At 43.1% G+C, this 13,107-nt stretch carries 10 protein-coding genes; 2 read left to right on the forward strand and 8 right to left on the reverse strand.

All coding sequences use genetic code 11. The features are described from left to right. Window positions 1-5: 5 nt before the first annotated feature. The 5 genes from rsmB to BKL51_RS01305 form a co-directional block, all read right to left on the reverse strand. Window positions 6-1,376, reverse strand: a complete 1,371-nt coding sequence (rsmB, locus tag BKL51_RS01285; protein ID WP_077464949.1) for a 16S rRNA (cytosine(967)-C(5))-methyltransferase RsmB — start codon at window positions 1,374-1,376, stop codon at window positions 6-8. Then, a complete protein-coding gene (fmt, locus tag BKL51_RS01290) occupies window positions 1,376-2,332 on the reverse strand; it encodes a methionyl-tRNA formyltransferase (protein WP_077464950.1) in 957 nt (318 codons plus the stop codon). The genes rsmB and fmt overlap by 1 nt, the downstream gene beginning before the upstream one ends. Before the next feature lie 82 nt (window positions 2,333-2,414). After that, window positions 2,415-2,924 (reverse strand): peptide deformylase, encoded by a 510-nt coding sequence (def, locus tag BKL51_RS01295; protein ID WP_077464951.1) that lies wholly within the window; start codon window positions 2,922-2,924, stop codon window positions 2,415-2,417. A 93-nt stretch (window positions 2,925-3,017) separates the two neighbouring features. After that, window positions 3,018-6,494 (reverse strand): DNA polymerase III subunit alpha, encoded by a 3,477-nt coding sequence (gene dnaE / locus BKL51_RS01300; RefSeq protein WP_077464952.1) that lies wholly within the window; start codon window positions 6,492-6,494, stop codon window positions 3,018-3,020. 142 nt (window positions 6,495-6,636) lie between these two features. Next, a complete protein-coding gene (locus BKL51_RS01305) occupies window positions 6,637-7,584 on the reverse strand; it encodes a GlxA family transcriptional regulator (RefSeq protein ID WP_077464953.1) in 948 nt (315 codons plus the stop codon). A gap of 142 nt (window positions 7,585-7,726) precedes the next feature. Here BKL51_RS01305 and BKL51_RS01310 point away from each other — a divergent pair, with 142 nt between their 5' ends. Further along, window positions 7,727-8,569 (forward strand): MBL fold metallo-hydrolase, encoded by an 843-nt coding sequence (locus BKL51_RS01310; protein ID WP_077464954.1) that lies wholly within the window; start codon window positions 7,727-7,729, stop codon window positions 8,567-8,569. A 112-nt stretch (window positions 8,570-8,681) separates the two neighbouring features. Here the strand turns inward: BKL51_RS01310 and gpt are convergent, their stop codons facing one another. Further along, window positions 8,682-9,149, reverse strand: a complete 468-nt coding sequence (gene gpt, locus BKL51_RS01315) for a xanthine phosphoribosyltransferase (protein ID WP_077464955.1) — start codon at window positions 9,147-9,149, stop codon at window positions 8,682-8,684. Between the two features lie 98 nt (window positions 9,150-9,247). Between gpt and pepD the strand changes: the two genes are divergently transcribed. Then, window positions 9,248-10,693 carry a beta-Ala-His dipeptidase gene (gene pepD, locus BKL51_RS01320; protein WP_077464956.1) on the forward strand — a complete coding sequence of 482 codons (1,446 nt, stop codon included), beginning with the start codon at window positions 9,248-9,250 and terminating at the stop codon, window positions 10,691-10,693. A 200-nt stretch (window positions 10,694-10,893) separates the two neighbouring features. Here the strand turns inward: pepD and BKL51_RS12310 are convergent, their stop codons facing one another. Together BKL51_RS12310 and aldA are read right to left on the reverse strand one after the other, a co-directional pair. After that, window positions 10,894-11,181, reverse strand: coding sequence for a reverse transcriptase domain-containing protein (locus tag BKL51_RS12310; protein WP_369801901.1), 288 nt, complete (start codon window positions 11,179-11,181; stop codon window positions 10,894-10,896). 197 nt (window positions 11,182-11,378) lie between these two features. Beyond that, the gene (gene aldA, locus BKL51_RS01330; RefSeq protein WP_077464958.1) at window positions 11,379-12,821 is read right to left on the reverse strand and encodes an aldehyde dehydrogenase; all 1,443 of its coding nucleotides are present in this window, start codon (window positions 12,819-12,821) and stop codon (window positions 11,379-11,381) included. Window positions 12,822-13,107: the final 286 nt, after the last annotated feature.

Consider the following 13,107-nt stretch of genomic DNA (forward strand, 5'->3'; position numbering starts at 1 on the left):
TTGGTTTATGCCCGTTTACGCAATTTTGCGTAATAAAACCCGTCACCGCCATTTTGTTGCGGAATAAACTGAAAACCGACCGCACTTTTATCATCGGTGAAGGGTAACGCCAGTAATTCGGCATCACGTTGTTCCTCGAGAAAAGCAGCGATTTGCTCACGATTTTCTTCAGCTAAAACGGAACAGGTAGCGTATAATAAAATGCCATTCGGCTTCAATTTCGCCCAAAGGGCTTTTAAGATACTTTTTTGTAATGCCACAAGTTGTACAATGTCCGTTTCTTGGCGTAACCATTTGATATCAGGGTGACGGCGGATAACACCGGTGGCGGAACAGGGCGCATCAAGTAAAATTCGGTCAAATTCCACCGCACTTTGTCCGATTTCCGCCAGCCATTGATCCGGTTTAGTCGCATCACCGCAAACTACAATTGCCCGTTGGTTTAAACGTGCCAAGTTTTCTTCCACCCGGCTCAAACGCTGTGCTTCAATATCCAACGCGATCACTTTGGCTTGCGGAGCAAGTTCTAAAATATGTGTCGTTTTCCCTCCCGGGGCGGCACAAGCATCTAAAATCCACTCATTATTTTTCGGCTCAAGCAAGGTTGCCGCCCATTGTGCGCTGACATCCTGTACCGTTACCGCGCCCTCTACAAAGCGAGGTAATTTTTGCACGGCAATAGGCGAGCTGAGGCGTAGCGCATTGGGATGAATCCCATTTTCTGCCTCAATTTCCGATTCTGCCAATAAAGTGCGGTAATTTTCCGTGCTGTTTTGTTGTGAATTAACCCGTAACCACATTGGCGGTTTTTGATTATTCGCCTCAATGATTTCACGCCAATTCGGATAAGCCTTTTTCAATTTATTGACAAACCATTCCGGATGTAGGGTGTGCCAATGTTTATCCGCTTGTGCCAAAATAGTGTCTTGTTCACGTAAAAAACGACGTAGTACGCCATTCACCAACCCTCTAAAACTATCCGATTTTAACGTTTTTGTTGCATTCACCACCTCATCCACCGCAGCATGTGCAGGGATACGCATATAGAGTAGTTGATACAGCCCGACCAGCAACAAACAATGCACAATGCGGGTTTTGCCTTTGAGCGGTTTATCCACAAGACGTTGGATAATTTGCTCCAAACGAGGCAGCACTCGGCATACGCCAAAACAAATTTCTTGCAGGAGCGGTAGATCTTGTATTTTTACGCTGTTCTGTACGGCAGGAATTAAGCCGGAAAGGGATTTCCCTTCATCAAGCACTTGTAAAATAACCTGTGCGGCAACCGCTCTTGTGGAAAGTGCGGTTGATTTTTCCCGTGTTTTTTTCATCGGCTGATTTTTTCTCGGTTTTTGAGATGAACGTTGAGCTTTCATTAGGCTAGCACCTTACCGACAGGAAACCAATCTGCCCGTCCGTTTAACAAATCTTGCACCGCCATCTGCTTTTTACCTGTCGGTTGTAATTGCAGAATATTCAACACGCCCTCAGCCGTGGCAATTTGAATGCCGGTTTTATCCGCACGTAAAATCATACCCGCCGGTTTATCTTGATGAGCTAACACTTCCGCTTGATACACTTTTAAGGTTTGCGAATTGCCTTCTTGATCTTCCGTGCCGAAATAAGCCATCGGCCACGGGTTGAACGCTCGAATATTACGTTCAAGTTGTGCAGCGGAAAGAGACCAATCCAATTCGGCTTCCTGTTTGGAAAGTTTATCCGCATAATTGCTTTGACTATCATCTTGTTTTTCTGCGCTGAATTTTCCGTTCTCAAGATTATCCAACACATCAATTAATGCCGGCGGAGCAAGTTCGGCGAGTTTATGATAAAGGCTGGTTGATGTTTCCGTTGGCAAAATATCACAATAAACTTTATGTAACATATCGCCGGTGTCTAAACCTTCATCCATTTGCATAATGGTTACACCGGTCTGAACATCGCCCGCCCAAATCGCACGCTGAATCGGTGCGGCACCACGCCAACGCGGCAAAATAGAACCGTGCACATTTAAACAGCCTAAACGCGGTGCGTCCAGAACCGCTTTCGGCAAAATTAAGCCATACGCCACGACCATCATTACATCGGCATTTAATGCCTTTAATTCAAGTTGCGCCTCTTCTTTGCGTAAGGATTTAGGTTGATAAACAGGAATGTTATGTTGCAATGCCAACTGTTTCACCGGACTGGCTTGCAATTTTTTGCCACGACCTGCCGGTTTATCAGGCTGCGTATAAACGGCGATCACATTATGTCGAGAATTGATTAAGGCTTGTAAATGTTGTGCGGCAAAATCAGGCGTGCCTGCAAAGATAATATTGAGTGGTTTCATCATGTTCTGCGTTATGTTTAAGAATATTCCCGATAATACGAAAGAGAAAGTAAAATGCGGTCAAAATTAACCGCATTTTTCGTTATTGTTTTGCCAATTGCTTTTTGTATTTTACTAATTTTTCTTTAATACGTTGGCGTTTAAGAGGAGAAAGATAATCCACAAACAAAATCCCGTTGAGGTGATCAATTTCGTGTTGAATACAAATGGCAAGTAAGCCGTCCGCATTTAAGGTAAATTCGTTACCGTCGCGATCAAGGGCTTTCACCGTCACTTTTTCTTTCCGCGACACAAGCGCACGCACGCCCGGAATGGATAAACAACCTTCTTCAATACCGGTTTCGCCTTCCGACGCCAAAATTTCCGGATTAATTAAGACCAATTGATTTTGTTTATCTCCCTCAATATCAATGGTAATAATACGTTGTAAGATATCCACTTGTGGTGCGGCTAACCCAATGCCTTCCTGTTGATACATGGTATCAAACATATCATCTACAATTTTGCGAATAGTGTCATTGACTTCGGAAACAGGCTCACAAACGACTTTTAAGTGTTCGTCAGGATAAATTAATACATTAAGTGCGGTCATAATTTCTCTTATTTTTTAAATTGCAATTCGTTGCGCGATTGTAGCACAGGAAGCCCTGTCTGTCCTTAATTTGGATGATTGATACAAGTTCCGTTATCCGAACTCCAATTCAACCGCACTTTCGCCCAACATATTGGCTAATTCCGTTAAAATTTCATCGGTCGGGGTAATCGACCACTGAACACCAAGGCGTAACAGCGCTCTGCCTTTTGAGCTTTGATAATACACATTAATCGGTAAGGTTCCGCCGCTAACCGGCTCAAGCATTTGTTTCAGTTGTTTAATAAACACCGGCGTGATTTGTTCGTCCGATAAACTAATGGCAAGCGATTTTGCATAGCGGGAACGGGCTTCATCTAACGTCATCATATCCCGTACGGTCATTTTTAAACCACCGGAAAAATCATCAAAACTCACTTGCCCCGATACCACCACTACCGTGTCTTTTTGCAGTTTTTCGCCAAACTGCTCCAAACTTTCGCCAAATAACGTAATATCTAAACGCCCCGAGCGATCATCTAATGTCGCAATACCCAGTCGATTCCCCTTTTTGGTAATCGCAATGCGCGATGAGACAACTAAGCCGGCTGCCGTACTAATTTGTCCGCGGCGATTCGGTGTCAGTTCTTTTAAACGGGTTGAGCTGTAATGAGAAAGCTCTTTTAAATAACGACTAACTGGATGACTGCTTAAATAAAGCCCTAGGGTTTCACGTTCGCCGTCTAAAATTTGTTTTTCCGTGTAAGGCGGCGTATTGGCATAGGCATTTTCAACTTCTTCATGGCTTTCCGTCAGCACCCCGAACATATCAGACTGCCCCATCGCTTCATCTTTGGCATGCTGATCGGACGCTTTAAGGGCATCTTCCAAATTTTTAGCCAGTGCGGCGCGATGCGGCCCCAATTTATCAAATGCACCGGACATAATCAGGCTTTCAAAGGTGCGCCGATTGATTTTTTTCAAATCGACACGGGCACACAAATCAAATAAATCCTTAAAGAACCCGCCCTCATTTCGTGCGTTAACCAATGCCTCGATCGGGCCTTCTCCCACACCTTTAATCGCACCGATACCATACACGATTTCACCGTTTTCATTCACACTGAAATGATGTTTACCCACATTAATATCTGGTGGGGTAACTTTTAATCCCATACGCAAACATTCATCGTACAAACCAACAATTTTATCGGTATTGTCCATTTCCGATGTCATCACCGCCGCCATAAATTCCGCAGGAAAATGGGTTTTCAGCCAAAGTGTTTGGTAGGAAACCAATGCATAGGCTGCCGAGTGGGATTTATTAAAACCATAACCGGCGAATTTTTCCACCAAATCGAAAATCTTCATGGCAAGTTCACCGTCAACGCCGTTTTTGATCGCGCCTTGTTCAAAGACAGAACGTTGTTTCGCCATTTCTTCCGGTTTTTTCTTACCCATTGCCCGTCGCAATAAATCCGCCCCGCCTAACGTATAGCCTGCAAGAACCTGGGCAATTTGCATTACTTGCTCTTGATACAAAATAATGCCATAGGTAGGCTCTAAAATCGGTTTCAGGCTTTCGTGCTGATAATTCACATCGGGATAAGAAACTTCTTCACGTCCGTGCTTACGATCGATAAAGTTATCCACCATTCCCGATTGCAGCGGGCCGGGGCGGAATAGAGCCACCAACGCAATAATATCTTCAAAACAGTCCGGTTGTAGGCGTTTAATCAAATCTTTCATACCGCGCGATTCCAACTGGAATACGGCTGTCGTTTCGGAGCGTTTGAGCAATTCAAAAGAATCCGGATCATCCAATGGAATTGAAGCAATATCCACCATTGGTTTTCCTTCTCTCGCCATACGTGCATTGACCATATCCAACGCCCATTTGATAATAGTGAGGGTGCGTAATCCCAAGAAGTCAAATTTTACTAAGCCGGCATATTCCACATCATTTTTATCAAAATGGGTAACCGGGTGAAGCCCCTCACTATCACAATAAAGCGGCGCAAAATCGGTAATTAAAGTCGGTGAAATTACCACACCGCCGGCGTGCTTACCGGCATTTCGGGTCACCCCCTCCAGCTTGCGTGCCATATCAATAAGCGCTTGTACTTCTTCATCGGTATCATAAGCTGCTTGTAATTGAGGCTCAACTTCAAAGGCCTTGGCAAGTGTCATTCCCGGATCAAGAGGAATCAATTTAGAAATGCGATCCACAAAACCGTAGGGATGCCCCAATACCCGCCCGACATCGCGAATCACCGCCTTCGCCGCCATCGTACCGAAAGTAATAATTTGTGATACCGCACCACGCCCGTAGGTTTCCGCTACGTGCTCAATCACGCGATCCCGTCCGTCCATACAGAAATCCACGTCAAAATCCGGCATTGATACACGTTCGGGGTTTAAGAAACGTTCAAAAAGTAAATCGAATTCTAAGGGATCGAGATCAGTAATTTTTAACGCATACGCCACCAATGACCCCGCACCGGAACCCCGTCCCGGCCCCACGGGAATATCGTTATCTTTCGACCATTGAATAAACTCCATCACGATCAAAAAGTAACCAGGGAACCCCATTTGGTTAATCACGTCGAGTTCCACTTGCAAACGCTCATCATATTCCGCGCGTTTTTCCGACCGCACTTTTTCATCGGGAAACAAAAACGCCAAGCGTTCTTCCAAGCCCTCTTTCGATTTCATGACCAAATAATCTTCCGTACTCAGCTCTCCCGTTGGAAATTGCGGTAAGAAATATTGACCAAGACGCAAGGTAACACTACAACGCTGTGCGATTAATAGGGTGTTTTCAAGGGCGGAAGGAATATCGGCAAATAACGCACACATTTCCTGTTCGGTACGGAAATACTGCTGTGCGGTGTAAAGTTTAGGGCGTTTGGGATCATCCAACGTATAACCGTCATGAATCGCCACGCGAATTTCATGGGCTTCCGCATCATCCGGCTTTAAAAAGACAACATCATTGGTTGCCACAAGAGGTAAATTTTGAGTCTCCGCAAGGATGCAAGCGGCTTTGATATAACGTTCTTCATCAAGTTTACCGGTTCGCGCTAAAGCCAGATAAAAATGATCAGGAAAAAATTCTTGGTAAAAACCAACCGCACTTTGTGTTTCTAGCGCATTTTCTTTCAATAATTTTTTACCCACATCACCTTTTGTCCCGCCAGATAAAATAATAACGCCCTCACGGTGTTCGATTAACCAATCTTGGTCAATATAGGGCAAATCGTCATAACCCCGTTGGTAAGCCTTCGACAATAGCAATGTGATATTTTTATAGCCCGTATTATTTTTTGCAAGCAAGGTCAGCTCGAATAATTCGTCACCGCATAACTCGCTGCGCACCCGCACATCCGCACCAATAATCGGTTTAATGCCGGCAGACAATGCTTCCCCATAAAAACGTACGACACCACAAAAATTGGTAAAATCCGTCAATGCCATCGCCACCATATTATTTTCTGCACAGGTTTTGACCAAAGGTTTCACCTTGGCAATCCCATCAATCATGGAAAAATCACTGTGTGTACGGAGATGGACGAAACGAGGTTGTATCATTTAGAATCCTTGAAAGTGCAGTTGATTTGAATACGTTTTATGTGCGTGTATTATACGGAAATTTAAGATGAAGGGAAAATAAAGGGCTGAATGACCAATGCCAATTCAGCCCTTTGTTTTATACCTTATTGTTTTTTATACCTCATAATATAGAAAACCGCTTTTGCCATTGTTTTGGACTGATGTGATGTTTGGCTTTAAAGTGTTGGCGGAATGCCGTTGTGGAATGAAAGCCAATTTGGTGAGCAATCTCGTCAATCGTCAATTTGGTACTTTCTAATAATTCCCGCCCTTTTTGGAGGCGGACTTCAATCAGCCATTCGGTGAATGCCATCCCTGTTGCTTGACGAAAATGTCGAGTAAATGTGCTACGACTCATCGTTAATTGCTTGGCTAGTTGATTAATCGAATAGTCTCCTTTTAGGTTAGTTCGTATAATATCTAACCATTCATTGATATTTTCATTAGCAGTTTTACGTGCGATAGGCTGCTCGATAAACTGAGCTTGTCCTCCTTCCCGATGAGGAGGAAGTACTAATAGTCGCGCCAATTGATTCGCAATCTTTACCCCATATTGTCGACGAACAATTGCAAGACAGCAATCCAGCCCTGCTGACGTTCCTGCGGAAGTAATAATATTTTCATCTTCAATATAAATCGCATCGCAATCCAATTTTACTTGTGGGAAACGTTGTCTAAAATCGGCTTCACCTAACCAATGGGTTGTGGCTTTTTTACCATTCAATAATCCGGCATAAGCAAGTGGATATGCGCCATAACACAATCCTACAATCATTGCTCCACGTTTTGCTGCTTGCTGTAATGCTTGTATAACGGCATCAGAGGGGATTTTCAATACATTATCCCAACCGGGGATAACAACAAAATCGGCTTGATCTAACAAACTCAAATCACCGTCAGCCACAATCGTAGCAGGGTAAGATTGTGTAGCCGTTGAGTCTTCCGCCGCAATCTTGACCTTAAATAAAGGAGCTTCCTCAATTTCTGTTGAAAACACCATATAGGGCACAGAAAACTGAAAAAAGTTAAACTGGGGATAAACTACAATTGCAACAGTTGGAATTGACATTTTTTCTCAATCTAATAAATTTGACCTAATCATTTCTATTTTTGAATAATAAGTCAATATTTTTCATTTTATTTCTCTTTCATAATGACTGTATCCCGCATAGGCGATTTAATTCATTCTATTTTTTATAGGAGGACACAAAATGAAATTAAAATCTACTTTTACACTTATGGCGGCAACCTTTGCCACGACAGCTAATGCCGAAATCAGCTATCAGCATATCCGTAATGCAACCGCAAAAATTGAAATGGCAGACAGCACTTTTTTAGTCGATCCATACCTTGCTCCTAAAGGCTCTTATGCAGGTTTTGAAGGGACAATCCATAGTCAGAAACGCAACCCTTTGATTGATATGGCAGAGCCGGTTGAGAAGATATTACAAGGCATCGATGCAGTGATCGTAACTCATACACACGCAGATCATTGGGACGAATATGCACAAAAAGTACTACCTAAAAACTTACCGGTTTTTGTACAAAATGCTGGTGATGCCCAAATTATCCGTTCACAAGGTTTTAAAGATGTTCGCGTAGTCGGTAAAAATACCGAATTTAACAAGGTAAAATTAAGTAAAACCGGTGGACAGCATGGTACGGATCAAATGTATTCTAACCCACAATTTGCCGAACTGGCAGGTGAAGCAATGGGCGTCGTAATGCAAGCAAATGGTGAGAAAACCCTATATATCGTGGGTGATACCATTTGGAATTATGAAGTGGATTTTGCACTCAATCACTATAAACCTGACGTCATTGTCATGAATACGGGTTATGCCCAGATGGAAGGCAACCCAGATAGCATCATTATGGGTAAAGCTGATGTCGCCAAAGCCCGTCAAGTTGCACCAAATGCGAATATTATTACAGTACATATGGATGCAGTAAATCATGCTTCGGTGACTTCAGATGAAATGCGAAAATTTGTGAAGGAAAATAACTTGACAAAAGTTGCCGTACCAAAAGAAAGTGAAATATTGAAATATTAGTGCACGACAAGAAATGAGTTAGACGAATCTATTATCCTCAAATTGAAACTTGTCTGTGTAAATGCGGTTGTAAAATCTTAGAGATTTTCAACCGCTCTTTTATTTAACAGTCTTATTTTCTTGCGAGGGGAGGAACGAACGTTAAACCTAAATCCCAAGGTTGTTCAATCCATGTATTTTGTGGGATATCAATGACATAATCGTCCACTAATTTTGCTCCTGCCGGTTTGGCAAAAACCGTGACAAATTTAGCATTCGGATACATTTCGCGAATCGCACGGGCTGTATTGCCGGTATCCACTAAATCATCTACAACGATAAAACCTTCACCGCCGTTTGGTACTTCCGCAGCGTGTAAAACTTGAAGCTCGCCTTGATTTTTATGATCGTGATAACTGGCGATACAAACGGTTTCTACGTGGCGAATATTGAGTTCGCGTGACAACACGGCTGCCGGAAATAAACCGCCCCGACTCACTGCAATGATACCTTTCCATTGGGAAGCCGGAAGTAAACGCTCTGATAATTTGCGGGCGTGCATTTGGAACATATCCCAAGTCACCACATATTTTTCGCTCATCATTACACCTATATCAATAAATAAAAATTGCGTAAGGATAACCTGAAACAAGGTTTTATGCTATTATTTCGTGAAATTTTTCGTAAAAAGGAGAAAATATGTCTGAAATTACTACCCTACAACCACAATTATTATGGAAATGGTTTGATCAAATTTGTGCTATCCCTCATCCGTCTCATCATGAGGACGAATTGGCAAATCTCATTGTCAATTGGGCGAAAGAAAAACAATTTTTTGTGGAACGTGATGAAGCGGGCAATGTGTTGATTCGTAAACCGGCAACGGCAGGAATGGAAAACCGCATGCCGGTAGCATTGCAAGCCCATTTGGATATGGTGCCGCAAGCCAACGAAGGCAATCCGCACGATTTCACCCAAGATCCAATCCGTCCGTATATTGATGGAGATTGGGTGAAAGCACAAGGTACAACCTTAGGTGCGGACAATGGAATTGGTTTAGCCTCCGCCCTTGCAGTGTTAGAAAGTGATGATGTGGCGCATCCGCCTCTTGAAGTTTTACTCACGATGACCGAAGAAACAGGTATGGATGGTGCATTAAATCTTCGCCGTAATTGGTTACAGTCAGACATTCTCATTAATACGGATACCGAGGAAATCGGTGAAATTTATATCGGTTGTGCCGGCGGCATTAATGCCAATTTGGAACTAACCATAGAACGAGAAACCAACTCTTTTGAGCATTGTGTTCAACTCACGTTAAAAGGCTTGCGCGGTGGGCATTCCGGTTGTGATATTCATACTGGCAGAGCTAACGCGATTAAAGTGTTAGCACGCGTATTAGCAAAACTGACACAAAGTCAACCGCACTTTGATTTAGCGGAAATTCGTGGCGGCTCAATTCGTAATGCAATTCCCCGTGAAGCCGCTGCCGTACTAGCGTTCAATGGTGATCTTAATGCCCTTGAAAGTGCGGTTAAAAATCTTGAAGTTTTACTCAAAGAAGAATTAGCGATTGCCGAACCAAATTTAGCCCTCTTTATTGAACCGACAGCCAAAGCCGAAACCGTATTCACCGCACAAAGCACAAAAACGGTGATTCATTTGTTAAACGCTTTACCAAACGGTGTGATTCGCAATAGTGACGTGATTAAAAACGTAGTGGAAAGCTCGCTCAGTATCGGCGTGTTAAAAACAGAAGGTGATAAGGTGAAAAGCACGATTTTAGTGCGCTCATTGATTGAAAGCGGTAAAGCTTATGTGACCGAGCTATTAAGTTCCGTTGCCGCTTTAGCCGGTGCGAAAACCGAATTCTCCGCCCCGTACCCAGGTTGGAAACCGGTGAACGATTCCGCCATTCTCAACTTAACGAAAAAACATTATACCGAAGTATTAGGCAAAGAGCCTAAAATCAAAGTGATCCACGCAGGTCTTGAATGCGGTTTATTGAAAGAACATTATCCGCATATTGATATGGTGTCTTTAGGCCCTACGATTCGCAACGCTCACTCACCGGATGAGAAAGTACAGATCTCGGCGGTGCAGACTTATTGGGAGGTGTTGGGGAAAGTGTTGGGGGATATTTGAGTAAATAGCTATATCATATAACAAAGTGCGGTTCACTATCCTAAAATTAACCGCACTTATATATCATAGTTTCTTATCTAATTTAAGAAAGTATCCTTTGCCATATTTTCTTATAAATCTTTTCTTTAAAATTGGTTCAATATGAAAGGAGAATGCAAGCTCTCCTTTTAATTTTTTAATTTTATCTTCCTTAAGATACCCTAATAAATAATGTTGTATTTTAGAAGATAATACCCTTTTTTATATCTTCCAATAGAGAGTTTACTATCATTTGATAACCTTATCCCTGTTACATGTCTATTATGAACCTTAGAAAAAAATACTGTTTTTTCTTTATTTAAAGATATATCACCTTGATAAATATCATGAAGAAGACTCTCCACTATTTTCGGTATATTAAATAATATGTTTACAGAATTTGTAGAAAATATAATATCATCAGCATACCTTGTGTAGGTTATACTCATAGAATTACATTTTTCTGATATAGCTTTATCAAAATATTACAAAACAGATAAAAAAACGCTATTTGTTTATTAAAACGACAGTTTTGTAAAGAAAACTATTCAGACCGAGGCTAGAATAATGATTGTTAGTAATCTTAAAAAGGGCTTATAGAGATAGGCTAAAAAATAGAGGCTTAGATAGCCTCTAAATTAAAATGATCAATTAATATTCAGCCCCGTCACTCACCACGAAACTGCAAATAAACCACTTGAGTTTGTAAATATTCCTCCAAGCCGTGTTTGCCGTCTGCACCGCCAATGCCGGATTTTCGCCAGCCGGCGTGGTAGCCTTGCATTGCTTCAAAATTCTCCCGATTGACGTACGTTTCACCAAATTTGAGTCGGGAAATCAGGGTCATTGCGCTATTGAGGTTTTGAGTATAGATAGATGAGGTCAAGCCGTATTCACAATCGTTAGCCAGCGCAATCGCTTCACCAAGCGTCTCGAAAGTCGCCACCGGAATTACCGGCCCAAAAATTTCACTACGCATAATCTCCATTGCATTATGCACGTTATCTATAATCGTCGGTTCAAAATAATAGCCGGTTTGCTCAACCGCTTTTCCACCGAGAACAAGGTTTCCGCCCTGCGCGACGGCATTTTCCACGATTGCCTGAACTTTCTGTAACCCTTTTTCATTCACCAAAGGCCCCATATCAATATCCGTTTTTGCAAGAGGATCGCCGTAACTGACCGCTTGCATTTTCTCAACCAGCTTCGCCAAGAAGGCCGCTTTGACGCTACTCTGCACATACACCCGCTCGGCACAGTTACACACTTGCCCCGAATTAATCACACGGGAATTGACCACCGCCGTTGCCGCCAAGTCCAAATCGGCGTCTGCCAACACAATCGCCGGCGCTTTACCGCCGAGTTCCAAATTCACCTTAATGATATGTTTACTCGCCGCCGCCATCACTTTTTGACCGGTCAGCTGGCTGCCGGTAAACGACACCATTCCGACTTTTTCATTGGAAGAGAGCGCTTCGCCGATTTCATTTCCAAAACCGGTTACGACATTAAAGACGCCCTTAGGCAAGCCGATTTGATGGACAATCTCCGCAAATAGCGCCGCATTATTGGGCGATTCTTCACTCGGTTTAATCACAATCGTATTACCGGTCACCAGCGCGGGCGCCGCTTTGCGGGCAATTAAAAAGAACGGAAAATTCCACGGCAAAATACCGGTTACCACGCCGATAGCTTTTTTATAGAGCAAAATATGTTCATTGCGGCGATCGCTCTGGATAATTTCACCTTCATAACGCCGTGCCCATTCCGCCATATAATCCAAATAATCGGCGGTAAAATTCACTTCTACGGTCGCTAAACTCAGGGTTTTACCCATTTCCGCCGAAATAGTTTCGGCAATTTCGCCCGCTCTGGCACGAATACCGTCAGCTATCCGGTGCAAATATTGGCCACGCTCCACCGCCGGCCACTGCTCCCAATCCGGCTGAGCCTGAGCCGCGGCGTCAATCGCTCGGGTAACGTCGTCCACATTGGCTCTCGGCACTTCGGATAAAATTTGCTCGGTCGCCGGGTTATATACGGCAAAAGTGCGGTTTGAGACCGACGGCACGAATGCCCCGTCAATATACATTTGGTATTGCTTAACCATTTATGACTCCTTTTACATTTGTACTCACGCCGTAAGATTACGCTGAAACCGCACGGTCGAGTATAAAAAGGTGATAAAAAGGTTAATTTTGTTAAAGTTATGTGAACAAAATCACAAAAAATTCGCCTTTCTTTTCTGTCAGAATGCCCGTTTCTGACAAAAAAGCGGTTTATCGGGCAGCGTGGGTATTTTGCACTCTTTCGCAAGCAACCGACCGCTTGTCGCGCTCAATAAAAAACCGATCCGCGATGGATCGGTTTCTTTGTGTTTTCAAGGTTATTTCAAT

It is taken from the genome of Rodentibacter sp. Ppn85 (genome assembly GCF_001999335.1).
Taxonomy (GTDB): Bacteria; Pseudomonadota; Gammaproteobacteria; order Enterobacterales; family Pasteurellaceae; genus Rodentibacter.